The organism is Clostridium sp. Marseille-P299 (assembly GCF_900078195.1).
In the GTDB taxonomy this organism is placed as follows: domain Bacteria; phylum Bacillota; class Clostridia; order Lachnospirales; family Lachnospiraceae; genus Lachnoclostridium.
The window spans coordinates 47967-74067 of sequence record NZ_FJVE01000006.1 but is presented as its reverse complement, the minus strand read 5'-3'; the positions used below and the strand labels follow the sequence as shown (position 1 = coordinate 74067).

Below are 26101 nucleotides of genomic sequence, written 5' to 3'. Positions count from 1 at the left end.
AGGCATGTTTTATATCATGAAGAAGGATCTCAAAGAGTTAGGTTCCTATAAAAAAATATGGCTTGTCTTAATTGTAGTGCTTATTATTGGATTAATAAGCACTACTTTTGTTGAAAAGAAACAAAATACGAAAGGAGAGGTTTCGAGTAGTATTACAATTGGAATCCTTGATTTAGATAATTCAAAGTATTCGAAGCTTCTCCTTAATTATTTTGTTGAAAATGAGATGTATGCCTCTTACATACAAATTGTTACTGGTACCAAGGAAGAATTGGAAGAAAAAATTAAAAATAATGGGATTGATATGTGCATTGTTGTGCCAAAAGATTTTGTCCAAAATATTGTACAAATTATTCATGAACCAATTATAGTAAGGTTAAATGCAAATGATGTGACAAAAGCGGTCTTAATGAAAAATGTGTTGGAGGGATACGAAAAGTTTGTAGCAGCAGTAGAGATTAATTGCGTTACCCTGTACGAAGTAATGGAATTAAGTAAAATGCCACAAGAATTGATTGACCAAAAGAATGCCCAAATCTCCTATGACCTTATTTATACAGCCCTGAATAAAGATGTTATTTTTAATGATATCTTAGTTACTGATATTAAAACTCTGCCCTTAATGAAATATTTTCAATATGAGCTGCTGTATTTGGTTATTAATTATATACCAATAGCCCTTGGACTTTCTTTGATCAAAGAAAGACAATTAGGTATACATAGAAGACTTTTAACAACAGGTTCTAATATGACATGGATGTTAGTAGGTAAAACTCTCGTTTATACAGGCATTTTTGAACTGTTCTTTTTAATATTTGCATTTTTATGTAATTACATAAACAAAGGTGTTCTTACCTTACAGATGATTTGCTTTATCAGTTTGTTCTTGTTTTGCATAAGTACTTTTCACGTATTAATGAGCGCGATTATAAAAAACACCTCAACTTATTTATTGGCTACGAATCTATTGGTTATATTTGGAGCAATTATAGGTGGAGGGGTTATTCCACTTGCATATCTACCGGAAAGTTTTGATAAAATAACGAAATTAAGTCCTAACGCATGGTTCTTAAAAACCATGATACGATTAAATTCTAAGGATTCATCACTAAAGGTTATGGAAGTCTTTTGTTTTGTAATTATTTTTAGTGGAATGTTGCTGATTTCAGGACTACTGTATCGCAAAAGGGAGGTAGAAAATTATGAAAACCTCTAAATCCAAGTTTTTTTTACTAGACATTAGAAATCGAAGTATTTTGTCTTTAAAATTAATACTTAAAAATAAAATAACGATATTTATTTTAGCTATATCTATTATTAGTACTTTTTTTATATTGCAGCAATTAAATGAGGGAGTACAATTAAAAAGTAACATACCAATTGGAATAATTAATTTAGATATTCTTAATAAGGACGGACAAGAAAGTGAATTGTCTAAGGAAGTTGTTGAGGGATTATCTAATATAGAAACCATATCAGTGCAAAAAAATACCTTTGAGTCGTTATACGAACAACTAATAGAAGGTGAAATTTATAGTATTTTTGTTATTAATGAAGGATTTGAACAGCGTTTAAAAGAGGGAGAATTCAGCGGGCTTATCACTGTCTATCAAGGAAGTGAGAGTAAAACGGCTCGATTAATAAAGGATATTGTTGCGGGAGAGTTGATGTATCGCATCTGCTTAACCAAGGGAAATAAGCTGTATCAGAGTTTAGAGTTTAGGGATAAAGAAAAGTTAAGTGTAGAGGAATATAACTCCTATGCAGATTCAATAAGAAATTCCAATCAGTTTGATTTTCAATTTGATATGCAATTTGTTAATACAAAAGATGCAAATCATATGGCTTTAGGATTAGATAATCAGTTATTGTATCGACAGCTCATTGGAGCGATATTTGCTATGTTGCTCTCTTTTATTATTCTGTATGCAACTAGTTATCTTACTTTAGAAAATAGTCGAGGATTAAGTAAGCGAGTAAGGTTATCAGATATGAATAAAATTGCTGGTTTTATTGGAAATTTATGTTCTATCTGCCTGCTGGTATTCGTGCCTTGTGTAGTATTTAGTGGAATTTTATGTTATTATATCGGAACACTTGATATGTTTGCGTCGATTGTGAAAGTTTCCTATTGCTATACCGTTATTCTTGGTATATTGTTTATACTATTAGGTGCAGTTTTAAAAAATATAATATCATTTCAATTATTTGGTGCATTTATTATTTTACTTTTTGGATTGGCTGGGTTTTACTCAATGATTGGAGGAGGATGGCAAAATTTTATAAGCCTGACTCATTTATCACCAAATAGTTGGTTTATTAAGAAAATAGCTGATATTATTTTATATCACTAAAATAGAAAGGCAAAGGGTGTTTGATTTACATGAAACATAATAAGAAAATGGAAAATGAAATTAAAAATAGCGAAAATTTAGAAGTTAATTTACCACAATATATGAATGAAATGTCATCTGCTTATTTTGCTTATGCAGGAAGTAATTTTGTAATGCATTATTATGATTTTTATGAAGGAATGGTAGATGATTATATTTCCTTAGATGAAAAGGCACATTTACTACTTGATGGAATGAATGAAGTAGTAAAACAGAGTTTATTACAAGAGTTTGATGGAAAGGTTCGTGAGGAGTCCATAAAAAAACTTCATGCTATACGTAATGAAATAACGAATTACATGAAGGTGTTAACTGCATATACCGATATTTTTACTCTTTACGAATATGTAATGAATCGTATGGAACTTCGATTTGCGGATATGATTGAAGAAGTTGATAATGATTTAGCAGCAAATGAGATTTCAAACTTTATTTTTTCGGAACGTGAGAATGTTACGATTAATGAACGTATTAAACTAATGATTTCTCAATTACCTGTACGTATGACAAAGACTAAATTCTTTGACTTACTTAATAATGCACTATCTATTTATGAAGGTGGAGATAAGAGTAGTTTAGAAAACTTTGTATATATGATTCGTTCCGCGGCTGGCATTGATAAACCAGAGGGAATGGATACTTACTTTACGGTTTTAAAAGAGTGTCGTGATGCATTTGAGTCCGTTGATTTTAGCTCTATGGATGAAAAGATGTATCAGCAATTAAATGAAAAGTTAAAAGCTGCAATAGAATATTTAGTGGGTGCTACAGAAGGCTATTATGCTATGCAACAAGTGTTAAATCATTTATATACGGTTGTGCTAAATCAACCTTATACTAAGGAAGAGAATCTTTTAGGCTTAACACAGTTAATTGAAATCGTAAAGGCAGTAAATCTTGGATTTATGGAGGGTAAAAAGGAGTCTATTCCAGAAGATTTAATTTCACTATTTGCTCATACAGAAGGAAAGCTTGAAAAAGATATGATGAATGTTCAAACCTTGGAAGGAACATTAGATATTATTGCAAATCAGCACACTTCCATAGTATCAGCATTAATGCTAGATAAACTTTATGAATGCTTAATGTTTTCATCTAAATTAATATCAAATAGTGTTTTTGTCGAACTTGATACAGAAAAGGAAACAAAGACGGAGGATGAAACAGCAAGTAAGGAAGACATAAAAAATGCATTTGAGGCGCTTTATAAAGAGTTAAGTGAGACTCTTGAAAAGCAACCAAAACTTCTAAACCGTGCAATGATTGCTTCTGTCTTAAAAGAACTTCCAGTCTTTTTTGCAGATCAAAAAGAAGTAAAGGATTATATTAAAAATTCATTGGTAAGCTGCCGTGATATGGCAGAAAAGCTTGTAAGTGTTCGTTTAATGCGTGAACTGATTGCTGATTCAAGAGCTTAATAAAGTAACTGATATATTTAGAAATTGATTTTTGACAATTTAAAAAGTACTGTATTTTTGAATATATAATGTGCTATAATTAGATATGTATTGTATCTTGACTCAAAAGTTTTATATTAGGGGATGTGCGATGGTTACATGGAGTGATAATTTATATTTTGGGGAAGGTATAAAGAAAAAACATCGGCAAGCGATTTTTGCGATTAAACATGGAAGGATGGCAAAGGATGTTTTTGTGATTGCCTTTGCTTCAAATCCGAATAATTTATTTGATATAATTGCAGCAGATGAGTTGCTCTTTCCACATTATAAAAATAGCAAGGTACATATTCTTGGACTTGCGAAAGGAAGAGAAGAAGCTAAAATTATTGTAAAAAACATGATTGTTGAGGTTTATAAAGAAACTGGTGATTTTAAGGTACGAGATTATTTTGCATAATCTTGTATTAAAGTAAGATAAGGGAATGGTAAAAGAACTAACCCCCTTTATAAGTATGTGCGTATGTGCGCAGATGGGAGCTGAATATGCTTCATATTATTTTTCTTATTTTGAAGATATTAGGAATAGTTCTAGCTGTATTAGTAGGTATTATCCTTTTCATTCTTATAGTTACTTTGTTTGTACCAATTCGTTATCAATTGCTAGGTAAAAAAGAGGATGAAGTATTATTTTTAGATACGAAAGCAACATGGTTGCTGCACCTAGTAATGGTAAGCTTAAGTTATATTGATGAAAAATTATGGATTCGGTTACGAATTGCAGGGATTGTTTTCTATGATAATCGAAAGATGAAAAAAGATAACAATAAAGAAAGTGATTTTAAAGAAGATGAAGTCACAGAAGAAAAGCATAAAGAACACGCATATGATGCAAAAGAGAGTCAAAAAGTTACAATAAAAGATGCAATTGATACAGAGAAAGATTTTAAAATATCCGAGCAAAAAATAACTTCAATCAAAGAAGATATTAAGAAAAATAACACAGATTCGGATGTTACAATAGAATTAGACGATCGAGAAGAAGTGAACCCGGTTAAAAAGTTAGGTACATCACTAGATTCTGAATCTGAAAAACTTACGGATTATAAGAAGCAAGAAATTGATATACTAAAAGAGAATAAGAATAAAAGTGATAAAGCGAGCAAATATGCAGATATTACAGATGAAAAGAAGAAAAGAAAGATTAAGTTTAACATAAAGGAAATCTTTCGTAAAATGAAACAGGTTTACTACCGAGTTCTTTCTTTCTTTAAAAGTTTAAAGGCTAAAATAAAAAAGATAAAGGAACTAATCATTGATTTACTCCATAAAAAAAATCTAATTCTAGATTTTTTAAAGGACGAACAAAACAAATTAGGGCTTAAAAAAGTATGGATTAGTATTCGAGGTGTGCTAAAACATATAGCACCGAAGAAAATTCAGGGAACTGTGCACTTTGGTACAGGTGATCCATGTACTACAGGACAAGCATTGGGAGCTATTGCTGTGTTTTATGGAATATATGGAGATAAAATTAGCATTAGACCAGATTTTGAAGAAGAGGTTTTAAATGGTGAATTATTTCTAAAAGGAAGAATAAGATTAATTAATTTATTAATAATAGCTATTAAACTGATTCGAGATAAATATTTTAGTCAATTGATAAAGAACGCGAAACAATTAAAGGAGGAGTTGTAATGGCAGAGCATAGTTTTAATCAAACTGTTGAGAGTTTATTTAAGGGAATGGATAGCTTTTTAACAACGAAAACCGTAGTTGGAGATGCAGTAAAGTTTGAAGATGGCACTATTATTTTACCATTGGTTGATGTTAGCTTTGGTGTAGGTGCAGGTGCTTTTTCCAATGGAACTAGTGGAAAGAACAATGCAGGCGGTGGTATTGGTGGTAAGATAACACCAAGCTCTGTATTGGTAATAAAAGATGGTCATATACGCTTAGTGAATGTGAAAAATCAAGATATGGTTACTAAGATTATTGATATGGTGCCAGATGTAATTGATCGCTTTACTAAGGATTCAAAAACGAAAAAAGCTGATAAAGAAGTAGATCAAAAAGCATATGATATACTAAATGGCGTAGAGGATAATGAGTAAACATTATGCCCAATATGCAGAGTAAAATGTACTTGAATGAAAAAATACGAAAGTAATATAAATTACTCTTGCAATCTTTTTAGAATTCTGATAGAATAGTTTTGTTTGCAGGTCACAGTGTAAATAAAGATAGGAACTGGTTATGCTGGTCTATTTATGTGCACGAGCTGATGGCTTGTCCTAAGATAAGCCACAAGGCCTAATTTAATTAAGGAGGTGCTTTTTAGTGGCGAAATGTGCAGTTTGTGATAAAGGAGCTCATTTTGGAATGTCTGTAAGCCATTCTAGAAGTCAAGTTTCCGGAAGATCCAAAAAGATGTGGAAGTCTAATGTTAAATCCGTAAGAATTAAGGTTAACGGTGGAACACAAAAAATGTATGTTTGTACTTCTTGCTTAAGATCTGGTAAAGTTGAACGTGCTTAATTAAAGATGGAAAAGCGGGTGTCAAGTTTTTGACACCCTTTTCTTTTGTCAATTTAAAAAGTTAATATTGCTTCGCTAATTGCATCTATTTTTGAGATGTACATATAATATAATGTTAGCATTTACAAAATAAATTATATCCAAGTATAAGTAGAAGGATTATAATACATATGGCTAAAAAGCCATTTGTAATAAAAAGCATTATAGTCATTCCTATAGCTATCCAAAATAATATAAAGCCGATCATTCTTCGCATATTTTACTCCAATATGAATGCTTTTTTTATAATATATGCGGGCTTTGCCCATTAATGTTAGAAGTTTTTATACCTAGAAGGGTAATTTCTTAAAATTATGTTTCTTTTTTTAGGAAAAGAGGTTATAATATAATATATTTCATTTAGATTGGAGGGTTATGTATGAATGGGACGATGCTTACCTCGTTGGGTGAAATCGCGATTGATACTGATGTAATTGCCAAATATGCGGGATCTTCTGCAGTTGAGTGCTTTGGAGTAGTAGGTATGGCATCAATCAGCATGAAAGATGGCTTAGCAAAACTTTTAAGACGCGAAAGTTTGAATCATGGCGTAAACGTAATCATAGAAAATAATCAGATAACAATTGATCTTCATATTATAGTTTCTTATGGAGTTAGTATATCTGCTGTGTCAGAAAATTTAATTAGTAATGTAAAATATAAGGTCGAAGAATTTGCGGGTATTGAAGTCGCAAAAATAAATATTTTTGTTGAGGGCGTTAGAGTCATCGACTAGAATCAAGGAGGAACTGACCAGTGACTTTAAATACAATAGATGCGTTGCTTTTGCAAAAGATGTTTATGGCAGGAGCGCAGAGCATCGAAGCGAAAAAAGAATACATCAACGAATTGAACGTATTTCCAGTGCCGGATGGTGATACTGGTACGAATATGACGTTAACTATAATGTCTGCAGCAAAAGAAGTTAGTAGTATTACCGAGCCTACCATTGAAAATTTATCAAAAGCAATTTCAAGTGGTTCTTTAAGAGGAGCTAGAGGTAACTCAGGTGTTATCTTATCTCAATTATTCCGTGGCTTTACAAAAGAAGTAAAGGATTATGATAAGATAGATGTTACCATTATGGCGAATGCTTTTTGTAAGGCTGTAGAAACAGCTTATAAAGCAGTAATGAAACCAAAGGAAGGAACTATCTTAACTGTTGCTAAAGGTGGAGCAGAACGTGCTGTTGAATTAGTTTCAGAAACTGATGATTTAGTGTATTTTGGCGCTGAAGTGATTAAACGTATGGAAGAAGTTCTTGCATACACACCTGAATTACTACCTGTGCTTAAGGAAGCCGGGGTTGTGGACTCAGGTGGACAGGGCTTAGTGGAAATTTTAAAAGGTGCTTATGATGCAATGCTTGGTAAGGAAGTATCCTTTGAGATTACCCCAGCAAAGAATGAAGGAAATCAAAAGATTAGCAAAGAAAATATTACTACAGCTGATATTAAATTCGGCTATTGTACTGAATTTATTATAAATATTGAAAAAGAATATGATTTAGATACAGAGCATTCTTTTAAAGCTTATTTAGAATCCATCGGAGATTCAATAGTAGTTGTATCGGATGATGACATTGTCAAGGTTCATGTACATACCAATGATCCTGGACTCGCAATTCAAAAAGCTTTAACTTATGGTTCTTTATCAAGAATGAAAATTGATAATATGAGAGAAGAACATAATGAGCGTCTCATTATGGAAGCAGAAAAGGCTGAAAAGTCTGTTACTGCAACTTCTGAACCTAAGAAACAAGAACCAAGAAAAGCGGTTGGATTTGTTGCTGTTTCCATCGGTGAAGGTATTAATGAAATCTTTACAGGTCTTGGTGTTGACTACTTAATCGAAGGTGGTCAGACAATGAACCCAAGTACGGAAGATATGTTAAATGCAATTGAACATGTGAATGCAGATACAATATTTATATTACCTAATAATAGTAATATCATATTAGCTGCACAGCAGGCAAAGGCTTTAACTGAAGACAAGGAAATCGTTGTTATTCCATCCAAAACGGTTCCTCAAGGAATTACTGCAATCATTAATTATGTATTTGATAAGAGCGCAAGCGAAAATGAACAACATATGATTGAAGAGATGAATCGTGTTAAGACTGGTCAGGTGACATATGCAGTACGTGATACAAGTCTTGATGGAAAAGAAATTAAACAAGGAAATATTATGGGAATTGGCGATAAGACAATTCTTTCCGTTGGTGAAGATATTTCCGAGACGACACTTGATTTAATCGACCAACTCGTAGATGATGACTCAGAGTTAATTAGTTTATACTACGGCGAGGATACGACAGAACAAGATGCCAATGAAATAGCGGAAAAAGTTATGGAGAAGTATCCAATGGTAGATGTGGAAGTTCACATGGGTGGTCAACCAATTTACTACTATGTACTTTCTGTAGAATAGAGAATTTTGAAGAAGCGGTTTTGATTTTCGGATCAAAACCGCTTTTTCTTTCGAAATTATAAAAGTTTTAAAGGAAAAGTAATTTTTCTTACGTTCAAAACCACATTAAAATATGGTACAATGTCTAAAAGTAACAAGAAATTAGTAAGAAGATAAATGAAAGAGGTACAAAGCATGAAATGGACGGATCATATCAGTACGATAAAGGGAATTGGTGAGAAGACAGCACAAAATTTTGCCAAGCTTGGTATTTATTCTGTATGTGATTTAATAGAACATTATCCTAGGGGCTATGATGTTTATGAGCAACCTGTACCGATTGCAAGTATTAGTGAGGGCTCAATTGTTGCCATTGAAGCAAGTGTTGCAACAATTGTTGAGATAAAAAAGATTAAGAATTTACAAATCATTAGTTGCAGAGTCAAAGATCCATCCGGTATGTTATCTTTGACCTGGTTTAATCAAGCTTTTTTAAAAAATACATTACGCCTCGGAAATCGATTTATTTTTCGAGGAAAGGTTGTTAGGAAGAATGGCGCATTAATCATCCAACAACCCAAGATATATAAACAAGAGGAGTACCGAAAATTATTAAATGTAATGCAACCAATTTATTCGTTAACGGATGGGCTAAGCAATCATGCGATATCAAAGGCTGTAGACTTTGCATTGACACATACACTAGAGGATGAGGAATACATACCAAAGAGAGTTAGGAAAGAATATGATTTGATTCAGAGAAAGCTTGCAATTAGGGAAATACATTTTCCTAAGAGCAAAGAAACAATGATGGAAGCCAGAAAACGACTTGTCTTTGAAGAGTTCTTTAATTTTACCTTAATATTAAGACATTTAAAAGAAAATAAAGTTCAAACATTAAATTCGTTTGTAATTGAAAATTCTTCACAGTGTAGGGGAATAATAGAGAAGTTACCATATGAGTTGACTGGTGCACAAAAGAATGTTTTAAATGAGATTTTTAAAGATTTATCGGGAAAATATACAATGAATCGTTTGGTACAAGGAGATGTTGGTTCTGGTAAAACAATATTGGCTGTTTTAGCGCTTTATTTAGTTGCGATTAATGGTTATCAAGGTTGCTTGATGGTTCCGACAGAAGTTTTAGCAAAACAGCATTATGAATCTTTAGTAGAAAACTTGTCTGAACATGGAATTCGGATAAAACTTTTGGTAGGTTCTATGACGGCGGCTGAAAAAAGAAGAGCATACGAAGAAATAAACAATCATGAAACGGATGTCATTGTTGGGACGCATGCGTTAATACAAGAAAAAGTAAATTATGATAAATTAGCCCTTGTAATTACAGATGAACAACATCGTTTTGGTGTAAAACAGAGGGAAAACTTATCCATGAAAGGGTATTCACCCCATGTGTTAGTTATGAGTGCAACGCCAATCCCAAGAACTTTAGCAATGATTCTTTATGGGGACCTTGATATTTCGGTATTAAATGAAATGCCAGCAAACAGGCTTCCAATTAAAAACTGTGTTGTGGATACCGGTTACCGTCCAACAGCTTACCGATTTATTGATAAGCAAGTTGCAGAGGGAAGACAGGCATACGTTATCTGCCCAATGGTGGAAGAGAGTGAAACTATGGAAGCAGAAAATGTTTTGGAATATACTGAAAAATTAAAAGAAGCCTTACGCTTTGGAACAAACGTAGCCTATTTGCATGGTAAAATGAAGCCAAAAGAAAAAGATGCAATTATGGAAGAGTTTGCAGCTGGAAATATACAAGTATTAGTTTCAACTACGGTTGTTGAAGTTGGTGTCAATGTACCAAATGCCACGGTTATGATGATAGAGAATGCAGAACGTTTTGGTCTTGCTCAGTTACACCAGCTACGAGGAAGAGTAGGGCGTGGTGCTCATCAGTCCTATTGTATTTTGGTTAGTGGGTCTAGCAAACAAGAAACTAGAGAAAGATTAGAGATACTAAATAAATCAAACGATGGATTTTTTATTGCTTCAGAAGACTTAAAGCTAAGAGGTCCTGGGGATATGTTTGGAATTCGACAAAGTGGTGATTTGGAATTTAAATTAGGGGATATTTATACAGATGCTAATGTTTTAAAAAATGCCAATGATGCCGCAAAAAGTTTAACCATGGAGGAATACTTAGAAGTAATTGAGGCTTCTCCATCCTTAAGAAATAAAATGAATAGTTTTAATGGAGGGACTCTTTAATATCAATTTGACCTTTAATTATTATGCAATATATAGTATAATATAGAAGTTAAAGGGCAATTGCTTATGCAAAAGTCCTATCTAAAGTCGTCAATGGAACTGACAGTGTTGTAGAATAAAACAGTTTACGAAAATTGTGGGACAGACATTCAATCCTTATTCAATTAAATAAAGGAGGAAAAACTGTTTGATTGCATTATTATATCTAATTATTAGCGTTTTATCAGGTTATGTAATATGTTCCTATGCATTTCCTAGACTAAAGAAAATGGGAATGTATAGTTATGGAAATAAAGAAATAAATCTACATCCTTATTTTATATTACTTCCAGCTTATTTTTTAATTGGTACCATCATACAAACATGGTGTGTATATTTGTTAGCATATATATTTCAAGGGAAAGCGCATCCACTTGCTTACGCCAATGCAATTATAATGCCATTGTTTGCAATACTATCCTTCATTCTTTGTTATAAGATGAATCAAAAGGTGATCAAAGCAGAACACATCATATATAGCAAAGTTACTACATTTGAAAAGATAGTAATCGTAGCTATATGTATCTTAGCTTATACCTTAATGTGGAAAACCTTTTACGTAAAAGGTGAGACACTTTATGTTGGATATACGGTATTTAGTGATTTTTCACCACACCTTGGAATGATACGTTCTTTTTCTTATGGAAATAATTTTCCAACGCAATATCCATTTTTTGCAGGGGAAGATGTGAAATATCACTTTATGTTTCAATTTTTAGTAGGGAATTTAGAATTTCTAGGTATGAGAATTGATAATGCCTTTAATATACCAAGTGCTCTTGGATTTGTTAGTGTAGTTTCCTTGCTTTATGTATTTGCGTATAAGTTAACAGCTAAAAAAGTGGTTGGTTATCTTACTTGTCTCTTTTTTGTGTTTCGAAGTTCCAATAGTCTTTTTAAATTTATGGCAGAACAACCAGAAGGAACTAATATTTTAAAAGCATTAAAGGATAATACCGAATTTATAAGTTACTCGACTCACGAAGATTGGGGACTTTGGAATTTGAATGTGTATTGCAATCAAAGACATTTTGCCTTTTCAATTGCAATCTTATTATTAATAATTATACAATTTATGCCGCATTTATTTGAAATGACGGAAAGAATACGTAGCATAATTGCAGAAAAAAAAGAAATTACGAAGGTTAAATCAACTTCTTTCATAGAAGACACACTTTCTGATGTAGAGATCTTTGTTAAGGAGAGCCTATTTTCCGTAAAAGGTTGGTATGTAAAAGATCTTAGACTAGCAATATGTAGCGGTGTTTTACTAGGTGCACTTACCTTTTGGAATGGAGCTTCTACAATAGCTGCATTGCTTATTTTATTTGCACTTGCTATCGCTGCAGATCGAAGGTTAGAATTTTTAATCATGGCAGTAGTTACGGTGAGTTTATCCATGCTTCAATCGGCATTATTTGTGAATGGATCTGCAGTTTCACCAACAATTTTATTTGGCTTTATTGCTGAAAATAAAACGTTTTTGGGAACGATGGATTATCTATTTCGATTGCTTGGAATTTTACCTTATGTATTAATTGTAGCATTTTTACTTGTAAAAGGAGTAAAAAAATATATCTTAATTGCATTTTCATTCCCGTTATTTTTCGCATTTACGGTTTCATTAACCTCCGATGTAACAGTAAACCATAAGTATATTATGATATCTGTTATGTTAATCAATATATTTGCAGCTATAGTAATTGATAAACTAATTTCTGTTCGTAATATATGGTACCGAATTACTTGTATTGTTATGGTTGTTTTCTTAACGGCTACAGGTGTTTATGATTATACGATGGTTTTAAAGAAAAATAAAAACTGTGTACAGTATGATTTACATGATCCACTTACAGAATGGATTAAGGAGAATGCAACTTCTAAGGATATATTTTTAACCAATAATATTGTGTTAAATAATATTGTACTTGGTGGTGCGATGTTATTTGAAGGGTGGCAATATTTTTCATGGTCAGCAGGATATGACACAGCTTCACGTGATGCCCTTGTAACAAAGATGTATGAAGCCACAAGTAGCACAATGTTAGATAAGCTAATAAAAGAGAATAATATACGCTTTATTGTTGTAGATAATGATGTTAGAAATTCTACCTCTTATATTGTGAATGAGGAAGTTATTTCAGACACATATCAGGCTGTCTATTTTTATAATGATAACGGGTCCAATACTGTAATTTATGATACAAATTTATTGGTAAGGTAATCAAAATTAATAATAAATAAATTAGGCGAAAAGGAAAGGAAGGTATGGTATGAAGTTTAAGTATGTAGTAGTTGGGGCAGGTTTAGCAGGATTAACCATTGCAGAACGCGTTGCAAATGAATTGAATGAGGATGTTCTTGTTATAGAAAAGAGAAATCACATTGGGGGCAATGTTTATGATTCTTACAATGAAGATGGTATTTTAATTCACAATTATGGACCACATATCTTCCACACGAACAGTAAAAAAGTTTATTCTTATTTAAGCAAGTTTACTGAGTGGAATGATTTTTGGCACAGAGTGCTAACTTATGTGGATGGAAATCTAATTCCTATGCCAATTACAGTGGAAACCATTAACAAGCTTTATAATTTGAATTTATCTTGTGATGAGGTTGAGGAATTTTTAAAGAAAAAAGCAATCGATATAAAAGAAATTAAAACAAGTAAGGATGTAGTTCTTAGCAAAGTTGGAGAAGATATTTACCATAAATTCTTTGAAAATTATACAAAGAAACAATGGGGTATAGACCCGGGTGAGATTGATACATCTGTAATTAGTCGTATTCCTGTTCGCGCTAACCGAGATACAAGATATTTTAGTGATCCATACCAAGGTATGCCAAAACATGGATATACAAAAATGTGTGAAAATATGGTTGCCAATAAGCATATAAAAATTATGCTAAATACTGATTATAAAGAAGTTATTAAGGATATCTCTTATGAAATTTTAATCTATACTGGACCTACAGATTATTATTATGATTATAAATATGGTAAACTTGCATATCGTAGTATAGATTTTGTTTTTGAGACCAAGGATGTGGAAAGCTATCAAGAGGCTCCTGTGGTAAATTATCCAAACGACTACGATTATACAAGAATCACAGAATTTAAAAAATTAACATGGCAAGACTGTAAAAAGACTACAATCATGAAGGAATTTCCAACTTCAGAGGGTGAGCCATATTATCCATTTCCAACGAAGGAATGTAAAGAACAGTTTGCTCTTTACAAAAATGATATGGAGAAGGAAGAGAATGTTTATTTCTTAGGACGCCTTGCAGAATATCGCTATTACAATATGGATGCGGTCGTTTATAGTGCTTTAAGCTTGTTTGATAAGATTAAAAATAAAGTTTGATAGAATTCTTGGGGTAAAAGAAAAAAGTTGGAGGAGAATCCATGGATAAATTATATATTGTGATCCCTGCATATAATGAGGAAGAGAACATAGAAAATGTAATCAAAGACTGGTATCCCGTCGTTGAAAAAATTGGTGGCGGAAGTAAACTTGTTATTATAGACGATGGTAGTAAGGATAAAACCTATTCCATTATGAAAGAGTTTGCAAAGAAGTATAAAAATTTCGAGCCGATCACAAAGCCGAATGGTGGACATGGTGCAACTGTATTATATGGTTATAATTACGCAATTAATCAGGGTGCAGATTTTGTTTTTCAAACGGATTCCGATGGACAAACATTGCCAGAGGAATTTGACCAATTTTGGCAGGAAAGAAACAACTATGCTATGGTGATTGGCCATAGAAAAAGTAGACAGGATGGATTTTCAAGAGTATTTGTTACAAAGACATTAAAATATGTTTGTAAAATATGCTTTCATGTAACAATAACAGATGGAAATACTCCATTTCGTTTAATGAAGGCAGATGTATTGAAGGAAAATTTAAAGTTAGTTCCTGAAAATTTTAATTTATCCAATGTTATTATTTCGGTGATTTATGCGAAAAAGAAATTACCTGTTAAATATATTCCAATTACGTTTCGACCTAGACAAGGCGGCGTTAATTCGATTAACATGAAAAAGATTTTTCGTATTGGAAAGCAGGCTATAAAAGACTTTAGAGAAATCAATCGATGCATTAAGTAGATTTAAGTTTATTATTAAGCACCAAGCAAAGCAAGAACAACTGCAGATGCAGCTTTATAGGAACAGAATAGTTAAGGAGATACAGACAATGAAAGAGAAACAAGTATTTACTATAATAAAATATGTGGCATCTATCTTGTTATTTGGAATAATATTTTACATTGCCTATAAACTTCTAGGTGAGGATGTCAAGCCATTTGCACAATGGTGGTTCACCTTATTGGTACTTGGAATTGTATTTTACCCAATGGCAGGGATTGTATTTAAAAAATTTCATGATGGTGGATGGCTATTTTCTAAAACAATTGGCCTAGCAATCTCTGGTTGGTTGTTATGGTTTTTATCTTCTTTAAAGCTATTTCGTTTTACCAGTACGAATGCGTGGATCTGCGTTGGAATTTGCTTGGCTTTTAATTTGATTATTTTAGCATATCAATGGGGCCATACCTCACCAGATTCTGAAGGTAGTTTAAAGATTAAATATAACTTTAGTCATAATAAGTTATTGGCTATTTTACTTTCAGAAGCAATGTTTTTAATCTTGTTTTTATTATGGTGTTATATGAGAGGGTTTAAACCAGAAGCATATGGCACTGAAAAATTCATGGATTATGGGTTTATGACAACTATGATGAGAGCGGAATATATGCCGCCAGAAGATTTATGGTTCTCAGGCAACTCAATTAATTATTATTACGTAGGACAGTATATGGCGACTTATATGACAAAATTGTCAGGTGTACTTGTTTCCTATGGCTATAATTTAATGATGATGACATTAGCTGCCTTTGGTTTCGTTCTCCCATATTCTATTGTTTATAATGTAGCGAAAGTATTTGTTTCGGATTTGCGATTAAGAAAGAGAAATACAGGTAAACAACAAGATGAGTATTATGGGAATGGATCCCGTTCTTTCATTCCAAGTTTAGCAGGACTTACAGCAGGGACTGCAGTATGCTTTGCTGGTAACTTACATTACCCAATTTATAAATGGATTGTTCCTTTTATTAATAAAATGAAAGGAATTGAATCTACTTCATATTGGTTTCCAAATGCAACAAGATACATTGGTTATAACCCAGAGACCACTGATAAAACAATACATGAGTTTCCAGTGTATTCCTTTGTTTTAGGTGATTTACACGCTCATGTAATTAACATTATCTTTGTCTTAACTGTATTAGCACTTTTGTTTGCATTTTTAATGTATCGAAAAGATAAGATGGATTCACTAAGGTTGGGAATTACAATCCCGATGGAGTCTATGGTAAAAGAAGTATTCCATCCGACTATACTTTTACTTGGCTTTTTTATAGGCTTATTCCGCACTACGAATTTCTGGGATTTTCCGATATATTTTGTAGTATCAGGTGCAATTATTTTATTTTCAAATGCAGTTCTTTATCAATTTAAGAAAAAAACGATTATCCTTACAGCATTACATGCGGTTGTTGTTTTTGCAATTGGAGAATTTACAGCCTTACCGTTTACACTTAATTTTAATCAGATTTCAACTAAGATTTGCTTAACAGTGGCAAGAACACCAATTTATCAGCTCCTTATCTTATGGGGATTGCCAATTATTCTAGTTATTATTTATATCATGAACCGATGGAGTGATTTATCAAAAGAAGGATATATCACAGGTGTAAGTTTAGATAGCAATGGAAAGAAAAAGTCAAACTTAAATTCTGTGGCTGATGAAGATGGAAAAGTAACATTTGTTCCTGAAAAAAATAAATTATTTCAATTTATAGAAAACTTACCGATTGCTGATTTATTTATGGTGACCATTGGACTTTGTGCAATAGGCTTGATTCTAATGCCTGAAGTAATCTATGTTCAAGATATTTATTCAGGTGATTACAAAAGAGCAAATACTATGTTTAAGTTAACTTATCAAGCATTTATAATGTTTGGTTTGAGTATTTCCTATATTATGGTTCGCTATATATTGATATCTAAGAATTTAAAGCGCAGAGTAATTGGTGTTATTGCAGGCATTTTATTTATATCTACGGTATGTTATGCTAATAATGCAATAAAATCATGGTATGGTGATATTTCAAAAAGCGAGAATTATAAAACTCTTGATGCATCTGCATTTATGGAAAAGGAATCCATGGATGATTATTTAGCAACAAAGTGGCTAAATGAAAATGTTACTGGTATGCCGGTAGTACTTGAAGCTCAAGGAGATAGTTATACATTTTATCAACGTGTATCAGTTATTACGGGTCTACCAACGGTTATGGGATGGAAAACTCATGAATGGTTATGGAGAAGTGATGAGACTGGTGCATATCCAGCCATTTGCGAAGAGAGAGCAAATGATATTGATGCTATCTATAACGCTCAAAATGTAGAAGACGCTAAAATACTATTAGAAAAGTATAATGTATCTTATATTTATGTTGGGGCACTAGAACGTGAGAAGTATGTGAATATGAATGAAACTGTCTTAGGAGAATTAGGTGAGGTTGTATTTGAAGTAGCAAGTGATGAGAATCAATTAGCTCCTACCTATATTATAAAAATAAAATAAATAAAGAGTTTCCTTAAAAGGGACTAACAATTATTTTACCTTTGTAGAATGATTGTTAGTCCTTTTTTAAATGATAGGACTATCATTTATATTCTTATTCATTTATATTCACGAAAATATATTTTTATCATATGTTAGTAATAAAGCGTTGAAAAGAGATGTTTTATGGCACGTTATAATAGAACCAATTATAGAAACAATTCAAGAAATGAACAAAATCTTCATGTAGCAGAATTGGTTGAAAACAATGAGGGATTAGAACAACAAAGTGCAACAGAAATAAAGGATACTTTGATAAACGATACAACTCATTTGGATGATTTAACTGAGATAGAAACATTTTCAGATCGTAGAACGACTCCGCAAAAAAAGAGAGAAGAAAAACCTGTAGAGAAAAAAGTGGAAAAAAAGGTAGAAAGTAAAGTAGAAGAAGAAGCCCAAAGAAGATTAAACCAAAATTTAATGAATCAAAGAATGGCAGAGAGAAAAAAAGCAAATGAAACAGTTCTCCATGAAAAAATAGCAAGTGAAGAACGAAGAAATCAGGAAATGATTCAGCAGGAGAAAATGCGATTAGAAAGACTAAGAGAAGAGAATGCGCAACGAGAAAGAATGAATCAACAAAGGATGGAAGAAGAGAGGATGCGAAGAGAAAGAGAGAATCAACAAAGGATGGAAGAAGAGAGAATGCGAAGAGAAAGAGAAAATCAACGAAGGATGGAAGAGGAGAGAATGAGTAAGGAAAGAGAAAATCAACGAAGGATGGAAGAAGAGAGAATGCGAAGAGAAAGAGAGAATCAGCAAAGGATGGAAGAGGAGAGAATGCGAAGAGAAAGAGAGAATCAACAAAGGATGGAAGAGGAAAGACGGCGAAGAGAAAGAGAGAATCAACAAAGGATGCAAGAAGAAATGCGTCAACAAATGACGGAACAACAAAGAATGCAAGAAGAAAAAATTCGCAAAGAGATGATGAATCAACAAAGAACAAAAGAAGAGAATATGAGACAAGAGATGATGAATCAACAAAAGACGCAGGAAGAAAAGATGCGTCAGCAAATGATGGAACAAAAAAATATGTGTGAAGAAAAATTAAATGAGGAAAGAATGAACCAAGAAAAACTAAGAGATGAAATGATGCGACAAGAAAGAACGAATAATCAAAGAATGCTTGAAGAAAAGCTTCGCCAAGAAAGAGAAAGTCATGAAAATTTATGTGGAGAAAAGATGCGCAAAGAAATGATGAATCAAAAGATGATGTGGGAAGAGAAAATGCGCATGGAAATGATGAACCAAAATAAAATGTGTGAAGAAAAAATGAATCGTGGTATGGAAAAACAAGAAGAATCCTGTGAAGATATCCTAAGAAGAAGGAGAATGAATCATCCATGCATGCAAAAAGAGATGTATCCTCATAAGCATATGGAAAAAAAGACTTGTGCAAGAAATGAAGTCTTAGATTCAAGAGAAATGGATTCTTATCATTCTTGTAAAAAGGTCACACCAGTTGGATGCGAGAATACCTTATACGAAGATAATTTATGTGATAAGAGACATAGTACAGTAATAAATCATGTAAGGGTTCGAATTCTTCATGCAGCAGTTGGCTTTGAGCCTATATTTGTTGTTATAGGTAATCGCCCATTAGTGGATGGCTTGGGATTTGGTAAAATTAGTGCGTATGATCGGATTGCAGATGGTTTTGGCACGGTAATGGTATATCATCAATCCTCTAAAGAAAGACCGATTTGTACGGCAGTTATTCCGTTTATGGCGGGTACAAGAGTGACATTGGCAGTGGTGAACTCTGTTAGGGGAGTTCAAGTAATACAAATTCCAGATGATACTTGTACGGGAAGAACTAGTGATAGAGCTACTTTTAGAGTTGCGAATTTAACCTTTGATGATGGTCCGTTTGATGTAACTTTAAGTGATGGAACATTAGTATTCTCAGATGTTAATGTAAAAGAAGTAACAGTATTAAAGCAAGCTCTAGCTGGAGATTATGATTTTTATGTATCAGGAACACCAGTCAATCTAATGAACTCATCCAATACGAATCTACAAAATATGCAATATAACCAAGATGAGGTAACACCTCAATTTAATTTCTATCAAAGAATTGTACCAGATAAGATGTATACAGCTTGCATTATTGGTGGCTATAATACTTCTTCACCACTTCAAGTTCTTGTAATTGAAAATTAAGAATAAACAATTATAATTAATTATATACGCTATAAAAGGAATGTATTACAAAATGAATAGAGATTACTTTACGTGTCTTAGTCTTGATATAGTAATAAATAATTCACGTAAAGTAAGCTCTGTTTTTTTGGAAAAAATAATGTAAGATAAGTTTAACTATGTTATAATAGGACATGAACTTTTTTGCGAGTTATACTCACAGATATTTAAAATAGGTTAAAAATACAACTGAGCTGCCAAAAAGTATAGAGTGCACTTTTGGCTTATTAAATGGGCTGCCTTGGCAGTAGGAGGTTATAATGGGGAATGGGAATCGATTGAACTATAAGCGTACTTTTTTTATTGGTTTGGCATTTTTATCAATTTGTGCTTTTTGGCAACTATATGATAATATTGTTCCGCTTATATTAAAAGAAACATTTCATATGGGAGAGACACAGACGGGCTTTATAATGGCAGCAGACAATGTGTTAGCCTTATTTTTGCTGCCTTTATTTGGTGCATTATCGGATAAGACAACTACAAAGGTGGGAAAGCGAACACCATTTATTGTAGCTGGAACAATTGTATCCGTAATTTTTATGTTATTTATACCAATCGCTGATCAACAAAAAAACATTGTTTTATTTGTACTGTCATTAGGTGCTGTATTGCTAGCAATGGGATCGTATCGCTCACCTGCAGTAGCATTAATGCCAGATTTAACGCCGAAACCATTAAGAAGTCAAGCAAATGCTGTTATTAATTTAATGGGAGCAATCGGGGGAATTTTAACTTTAATCTTTATAAAATTTTTAACTCCAAAGAATGAACATCCAAATTATTTCATAATATTTAGCTGTGTAGCAAGTATTATGGTAATAGCGGTTATTGTATTATTAGTTTTCATTCGGGAGAATAAATTAATTCAAGAAATGAAGAACACTAGTGAAGAAGATGAGTTTCTTGATACTAATATTGAACTAAATGAAGTAGAATCGCCAAAAGCACTAAGTAAGTCAGTAAAGCATAGTCTAGTTTTATTATTAGCTTCTATTTTCTTGTGGTTCACAGCATATAACGCAGTAACAACAGCCTTTTCTAGGTATGCAAAAGAGGTTTGGAAGATGGAGGCAGGTGGTTTTGCAAACTGCTTATTAGTCGCAACGGGAGCTGCAATTATTAGTTACATACCGATTGGTTTTATAGCAACTCGTTTTGGTAGAAAGAAAACGATTATTGGCGGAATACTATTAATTACCTTATCCTATCTTATGGGATGTTTTTTCTTTGAATATTCGAATTTTATAAATGTTGTTTTTGCATTAACAGGAATTGGATGGGCAGCAATTAACGTAAATTCCTATCCAATGGTGGTGGAAATGAGCAAAGGATCTAATGTTGGTAAGTATACAGGTTTATACTACATCATATCAATGACAGCTCAAATTATAACACCAATTTTATCTGGATTTTTACTAGAACAAATTTCATACCGCATCTTATTTCCATATGCGGTTACCTTTTCAATCGCATCATTATTGACGATGATATTTGTAAAACATGGGGATTCAAAACCTATAAAGAAAGAAAAAATATTAGATAATTTTAGCGACATCGATTAGATAACTTAATTGTAACTATTCAGTAGGTGGTATCCCGCGAGGTGTTTTGCACGTATTCTGTGCAAAATCCCGAGAATAGCTTGCGCCAAATCACATGCATTTTGTGATTTGTGTGCATCTTGTGACTATGAAGGACGTAGTCCTGAATAGTTACACTTAATTTTAATATACAGAATAGCAGGTGTAATTGTGAGAAATTTTTTTATAGAAACAAAGAATTATATTAAAAAGAATCTTAGAAGTTTATTCTTATTTGAAGTCTTATATAAGTCATTATTTTTAGTAGTTATGGTACCATTCTTTAGTTGGTCACTACAAAAATTACTCAAACTTTTGGGCTATAGTTACTTGACTTTAGCAAATATTAATAGCTTTTTAAGATCACCTTTTACAATAATTTATTGTCTTGTGTTATTAACTTTAGTATCATTTTTTATAACGGTTGAGCTTATTTCTCTAATTATATATTGCTTTTCAAGTATACAAGATCGAAAAATAGGTGTAACGCAAATTGTATTTCCAAGCATTCATAAAACATATAAATTGTTTCGGAATCGGAAGAATATTTTCCTACCTTTGTTTTGTCTTATGGAAGCCATTGTTATTGGTATTCCGCTGATATATAACCTTATTGTGAATACTAGAGTACCCTCCTATATTGCTAAGTCAATTTTTCATAATAAGGGTATTGTACTAGTCATTGCATTAATTATTATAATGGCTGCATTTGTAACGTTTCGAGGTATATTTACGCTACATTTTTGTGTACTTGATAATAAGACATTAAAAGAAGGGTATCGTGAAAGCAAAAACTTAGAACAAGGGCATATAGCGCAAATACTGCAATATCTTTTCTTTTTTAACTTAATTTTACTAATGGCATATTTGTTATTATACCTAATTGTAATACTAATTACAGGAGTAATTGTCTATCTAACGTTAGATAAGTCGGTTGTGGTTGTTGTATTTATAAGATTTGTAGGTCAAATTAATGGCTATGTTATGATATTTGTTTCAGTGCTAACATTAATCGCTAATTATGGAGTAATAACAAAGTTATTTGTGACTTATAAAGAAGAAAAAGAAAATCTAGGTCATGACATTGAAAAGTTACAAAATAAAATTGTAAAATCAATGAAGGACGAGGATAAGGGAATTCGAATCTTAAAGAGAAGACCTTTATTTGCAAGAGGGCGTTATATTCGAATACTAACAATTGTAACATTGATTGTTATTGCCTTTAATTTTTATTATTTAGTAACAGGTTTTTATAAAGGTGCATTCGTTGAGACTGGTTCTTTATTTGGCACATATGTAACTGCGCATCGTGGTGCATCTCATATGGCTCCTGAAAACACATTAGAATCCATACAAGAAGCTATAAATTTGGTGTCCGACTATGCAGAAATTGATGTCCAAGAAACAAAAGATGGTATTGTTGTTTTATTACATGATTCTAACTTAAAACGTACCTGCGGTGTAAATAAGAATATATGGGATGTCACATATGAAGAATTGCAAACATATGATGCTGGTTCGTGGTTTTCAAAAGATTATGTTGGAACGAAGGTACCTACCCTTGCAGAGGTTCTAGAACTTTGTCAGGGAAAAATTAAATTAAATATTGAAATCAAAATAACAAGTCATCAGCAAAACTTAGTTGAAAAAGTGGTTGCATTAATTGATGAATATGATTTTGAAAGACAATGTGTTGTTACTTCTACGAACTATAGTGCTCTTGCAAGAGTAAAAGAATTAAATGATACGATTAAAACAGGATATATACTTTCTGTTGCTTATGGATATTTTTATGATAATGAATATGCCGATTTTTTCAGTGTGAAATCAAGCTTTATCAATGAAACTTTAGTACGTACAGCTCATAGCTTAGGTAAAGAAGTGCATGCTTGGACATTGAAGAGTAGAGCAGAGGTTGAAAGAATGAAATTATTAGGCGTTGATAATATGATTACGGATGATCCTTTAATGGTACGTGATATCATTTACAATGATTCAAGTGTTGCAACTTTTAAAGATCTCTTTGAATCCTTAGTCAAAGCAGATTAATATTCTTTCACATGATACGAGTCTTTCATTTTACGAACGAGACATTATTTTATGCATATGTTATATAGTAAGAAAAGTGATAAGGTAATAAGTGAAATGAAAGTAGTCTTAGATGCGGGGCATGGCGGTTTTGATGAGGGAATTGTACATGAAGGCAGAAAAGAAAAAGATGATAATTTGGACCTAGCGTTAGCTGTAGGTAAACTTTTAAAAGAAAAAGGAATTGATGTTGGCTATACAAGAGTGAGTGATGTATATGAAGCACCCATAAGAAAGGCACAAATTGCAAATGATCAGAAGGCTGATTTATTGGTATCACTTCATCGTAATTTTAGTAGCTCATCCTATCAGTATTCGGGAGTGGAATCTCTTATTTATAAAAGAGGAAGCATTAGCGAGCAAGTTGCAGAAGAAATTAATAAACGCCTTGAGAACGTTGGATTTCAAAATTTGGGTGTAGTTGTTAAGGAGAATCCGGCGATTCTTAGAAGAACTGAAATGCCTGCGATCCTTGTAAGAGTTGGTTCTATATATAATGCTGCTGATAATGAACTTTTTGATGAAAAGTTTGATCAGGTAGCGGATGCAATTGCAGGCGGTATCTATAAAGGTGTCACTGGAAATGAGTGGGTTTCTACACTGCAAAAAGAGAATATAACAGAAGAAGTTCAAACCTCTGCTATTGAAGGAAAATATCTTGTGCAATTCTCTTTATTTCAGGAGCAGAATAATGCAGAACGTTTTGTAAATTCTATGATTGATATTGGTTATCCGCTTCGCATTGCTGAGAAGGGAGCTGCTTATGTGGTAGAGGCGGCAGATATTGAAACACTAGTGCAAGCAAAATCTTTAGAATTAGATCTTAACATGCTTGGGTATGATACAATTGTTATGTTTGAATAAAAATAAAGTATAATTTTAAGTCTCTGTTTCATAATAACATTTTATATGAATGTTTTCCTGGAAAACTTTTATATAAATGGAGTTGTGACAGAGACTTTTGTTCTACAATCGGAAATTGCTCTGCATTTCCTGTTGTAGAACACCCTGCGGGAAAAGGATGCGCAGCTATGCGCGGAACAAAAGGGTTGCTATATCAGTTTTGTTCGCGAGAGTGTTGAAGCACACTTTTGTTCTAGGTAGGTTTATTTTCTTGCAAAACGGTTATAAGAGAAGTATAATAATTTGCAGTCATATTGTTGTTTTAAAATTGAAAGGGTGTAATAGACATGACAAAAATAGATGTAATTTCAGGATTTTTAGGCGCAGGAAAAACTACTTTAATAAAAAAATTATTAAAGGAAGCCTTTGCTGGTGAAAAAATAGTTTTAATTGAAAATGAATTTGGTGAAATTGGCATTGATGGCGGATTCTTAAAAGAAGCCGGAGTGCAAATAACAGAGATGAACTCAGGTTGTATCTGCTGTTCATTAGTAGGAGATTTTGGTACTGCACTTCAAGAAGTACTAGAAACCTATACACCAGATAGAGTAATTATAGAGCCTTCAGGAGTTGGAAAGTTATCAGACGTTGTAAAAGCAGTACTTTCCGTTGGAGAAAAAGTTGAAATTGAATTAAATAGTACAACTGCAGTTGTTGATGTTAAAAAATCTAAAATGTATATGAAGAATTTTGGTGAATTTTTCAACAACCAAATAGAACATGCAGGAACAATTATTTTAAGCCGTACTCAAGATGTTTCTGATGAGAAATTATTAGATTGTGTACATCAGTTACAAGAACATAATGATAATGCAGCAATTATCACAACTCCATGGGATAATCTTACTGGAAAACAGATATTAGATGCAATGGAGAAAAAGAGTTCCTTAAAAGAACTAATGGATGAAGCAGATGTTTGCCCAACTTGTGGACAACACCATAGTCATGATCATCATGAGCATGCACATGGTGAAGAATGTGGTTGTGGACATGATCATCATGACCATGAACATGGAGAAGGCTGTGGTTGTGGACACGATCATCATGAGCATGAGCACGAAGAAGGTTGTGGCTGTGGACACGATCACCATGAGCATGAACACGGAGAAGGTTGTGGCTGTGGACATGATCACCATGAGCATGAACACGGAGAAGGTTGTGGATGTGGGCATAATCACCATGAGCATGAACACGGAGAAGGCTGTGGCTGCGGACATGATCATCACGATCATGAACACGGAGAAGGCTGTGGCTGTGGACATGACCACCATGATCATGGACATCACCATGCAGATGAAGTATTTACAAGCTGGGGTGTAGAAACACCACGTAAATATGAGGAAGAAGAATTAAAAACGATTTTAGAGACGTTATCAAGTTCAGAAGAATATGGAATTATCCTTCGAGCAAAAGGTATTATTCCTTGCACAAGTGGAGAATGGATGTATTTTGATTTAGTTCCAGGTGAATATGAAGTTCGTAAGGGTGCAGCAGAATATACAGGACGTCTTTGTGTAATAGGAAGCAAGATAGATAATCAGGCGCTTGAAACATTGTTTAAAATAAAATAA

General features: G+C 32.8%; 19 protein-coding genes. All 19 read left to right on the top strand.

What is annotated here, in order from left to right; translation table 11 throughout:
- The first annotated feature begins 4 nt into the window (after positions 1 to 4).
- The 19 genes from BN4220_RS04400 to BN4220_RS04310 all read left to right on the top strand — a co-directional run bounded on the left by BN4220_RS04400 (position 5) and on the right by BN4220_RS04310 (position 26101).
- Complete coding sequence (locus tag BN4220_RS04400) at positions 5 to 1216, top strand: ABC transporter permease (RefSeq protein ID WP_066714133.1); 1212 nt, start codon at positions 5 to 7, stop codon at positions 1214 to 1216.
- Positions 1203 to 2354 (top strand): ABC transporter permease, encoded by a 1152-nt coding sequence (locus tag BN4220_RS04395; RefSeq protein ID WP_066714131.1) that lies wholly within the window; start codon positions 1203 to 1205, stop codon positions 2352 to 2354. The genes BN4220_RS04400 and BN4220_RS04395 overlap by 14 nt, the downstream gene beginning before the upstream one ends.
- Before the next feature lie 29 nt (positions 2355 to 2383).
- Positions 2384 to 3811 carry a hypothetical protein gene (locus BN4220_RS04390; RefSeq protein WP_148401688.1) on the top strand — a complete coding sequence of 476 codons (1428 nt, stop codon included), beginning with the start codon at positions 2384 to 2386 and terminating at the stop codon, positions 3809 to 3811.
- A gap of 130 nt (positions 3812 to 3941) precedes the next feature.
- Entirely contained in the window at positions 3942 to 4250 is a 309-nt protein-coding gene (locus BN4220_RS04385) for a hypothetical protein (protein ID WP_066714128.1), read from the top strand.
- Between the two features lie 86 nt (positions 4251 to 4336).
- Positions 4337 to 5488 (top strand): DUF2953 domain-containing protein, encoded by a 1152-nt coding sequence (locus BN4220_RS04380; protein WP_066714127.1) that lies wholly within the window; start codon positions 4337 to 4339, stop codon positions 5486 to 5488.
- A complete protein-coding gene (locus BN4220_RS04375) occupies positions 5488 to 5904 on the top strand; it encodes a GerW family sporulation protein (RefSeq protein ID WP_066714126.1) in 417 nt (138 codons plus the stop codon). Before BN4220_RS04380 ends, BN4220_RS04375 begins: the two co-directional genes overlap by 1 nt.
- 226 nt (positions 5905 to 6130) lie before the next feature.
- The gene (gene rpmB, locus BN4220_RS04370; RefSeq protein WP_066714125.1) at positions 6131 to 6328 is read left to right on the top strand and encodes a 50S ribosomal protein L28; all 198 of its coding nucleotides are present in this window, start codon (positions 6131 to 6133) and stop codon (positions 6326 to 6328) included.
- Positions 6329 to 6746: 418 nt separating this feature from the next.
- Positions 6747 to 7103 (top strand): Asp23/Gls24 family envelope stress response protein, encoded by a 357-nt coding sequence (locus tag BN4220_RS04365; protein WP_066714123.1) that lies wholly within the window; start codon positions 6747 to 6749, stop codon positions 7101 to 7103.
- 20 nt (positions 7104 to 7123) lie between these two features.
- A complete protein-coding gene (locus BN4220_RS04360) occupies positions 7124 to 8797 on the top strand; it encodes a DAK2 domain-containing protein (protein ID WP_066714122.1) in 1674 nt (557 codons plus the stop codon).
- A 174-nt stretch (positions 8798 to 8971) separates the two neighbouring features.
- A complete protein-coding gene (gene recG / locus BN4220_RS04355) occupies positions 8972 to 11008 on the top strand; it encodes an ATP-dependent DNA helicase RecG (RefSeq protein WP_066714120.1) in 2037 nt (678 codons plus the stop codon).
- Positions 11009 to 11195: 187 nt separating this feature from the next.
- The gene (locus BN4220_RS04350; protein ID WP_066714116.1) at positions 11196 to 13271 is read left to right on the top strand and encodes a hypothetical protein; all 2076 of its coding nucleotides are present in this window, start codon (positions 11196 to 11198) and stop codon (positions 13269 to 13271) included.
- A 49-nt stretch (positions 13272 to 13320) separates the two neighbouring features.
- Complete coding sequence (gene glf, locus BN4220_RS04345) at positions 13321 to 14418, top strand: UDP-galactopyranose mutase (RefSeq protein WP_066714114.1); 1098 nt, start codon at positions 13321 to 13323, stop codon at positions 14416 to 14418.
- Between the two features lie 41 nt (positions 14419 to 14459).
- A complete protein-coding gene (locus tag BN4220_RS04340) occupies positions 14460 to 15167 on the top strand; it encodes a glycosyltransferase family 2 protein (protein ID WP_066714111.1) in 708 nt (235 codons plus the stop codon).
- Positions 15168 to 15255: 88 nt separating this feature from the next.
- Positions 15256 to 17712, top strand: coding sequence for a DUF2298 domain-containing protein (locus BN4220_RS04335; protein WP_066714110.1), 2457 nt, complete (start codon positions 15256 to 15258; stop codon positions 17710 to 17712).
- Positions 17713 to 17877: 165 nt separating this feature from the next.
- A complete protein-coding gene (locus BN4220_RS04330) occupies positions 17878 to 19917 on the top strand; it encodes a DUF4397 domain-containing protein (protein WP_066714109.1) in 2040 nt (679 codons plus the stop codon).
- Between the two features lie 299 nt (positions 19918 to 20216).
- Positions 20217 to 21521 (top strand): MFS transporter, encoded by a 1305-nt coding sequence (locus BN4220_RS04325; RefSeq protein ID WP_066714106.1) that lies wholly within the window; start codon positions 20217 to 20219, stop codon positions 21519 to 21521.
- Positions 21522 to 21710: 189 nt separating this feature from the next.
- On the top strand, positions 21711 to 23588 hold the full coding sequence (locus tag BN4220_RS04320) for a glycerophosphodiester phosphodiesterase (protein WP_066714104.1): 1878 nt from the start codon (positions 21711 to 21713) through the stop codon (positions 23586 to 23588).
- Positions 23589 to 23639: 51 nt separating this feature from the next.
- Complete coding sequence (locus BN4220_RS04315) at positions 23640 to 24491, top strand: N-acetylmuramoyl-L-alanine amidase (RefSeq protein WP_066714103.1); 852 nt, start codon at positions 23640 to 23642, stop codon at positions 24489 to 24491.
- A 326-nt stretch (positions 24492 to 24817) separates the two neighbouring features.
- On the top strand, positions 24818 to 26101 hold the full coding sequence (locus BN4220_RS04310; RefSeq protein WP_066714102.1) for a CobW family GTP-binding protein: 1284 nt from the start codon (positions 24818 to 24820) through the stop codon (positions 26099 to 26101).

Coding starts and splice junctions, on each gene's coding strand:
- BN4220_RS04395 (WP_066714131.1), top strand. CDS start 1,203: ATGAAAACCTCTAAATCCAAGTTTTTTTTACTAGACATTAGAAATCGA.
- BN4220_RS04315 (WP_066714103.1), top strand. CDS start 23,640: ATGCATATGTTATATAGTAAGAAAAGTGATAAGGTAATAAGTGAAATG.
- glf (WP_066714114.1), top strand. CDS start 13,321: ATGAAGTTTAAGTATGTAGTAGTTGGGGCAGGTTTAGCAGGATTAACC.
- BN4220_RS04385 (WP_066714128.1), top strand. CDS start 3,942: ATGGTTACATGGAGTGATAATTTATATTTTGGGGAAGGTATAAAGAAA.
- BN4220_RS04325 (WP_066714106.1), top strand. CDS start 20,217: ATGGGGAATGGGAATCGATTGAACTATAAGCGTACTTTTTTTATTGGT.
- BN4220_RS04375 (WP_066714126.1), top strand. CDS start 5,488: ATGGCAGAGCATAGTTTTAATCAAACTGTTGAGAGTTTATTTAAGGGA.
- BN4220_RS04310 (WP_066714102.1), top strand. CDS start 24,818: ATGACAAAAATAGATGTAATTTCAGGATTTTTAGGCGCAGGAAAAACT.
- BN4220_RS04330 (WP_066714109.1), top strand. CDS start 17,878: ATGGCACGTTATAATAGAACCAATTATAGAAACAATTCAAGAAATGAA.
- BN4220_RS04380 (WP_066714127.1), top strand. CDS start 4,337: ATGCTTCATATTATTTTTCTTATTTTGAAGATATTAGGAATAGTTCTA.
- BN4220_RS04335 (WP_066714110.1), top strand. CDS start 15,256: ATGAAAGAGAAACAAGTATTTACTATAATAAAATATGTGGCATCTATC.
- BN4220_RS04340 (WP_066714111.1), top strand. CDS start 14,460: ATGGATAAATTATATATTGTGATCCCTGCATATAATGAGGAAGAGAAC.
- BN4220_RS04390 (WP_148401688.1), top strand. CDS start 2,384: ATGAAACATAATAAGAAAATGGAAAATGAAATTAAAAATAGCGAAAAT.
- recG (WP_066714120.1), top strand. CDS start 8,972: ATGAAATGGACGGATCATATCAGTACGATAAAGGGAATTGGTGAGAAG.
- BN4220_RS04365 (WP_066714123.1), top strand. CDS start 6,747: ATGAATGGGACGATGCTTACCTCGTTGGGTGAAATCGCGATTGATACT.
- BN4220_RS04400 (WP_066714133.1), top strand. CDS start 5: ATGTTTTATATCATGAAGAAGGATCTCAAAGAGTTAGGTTCCTATAAA.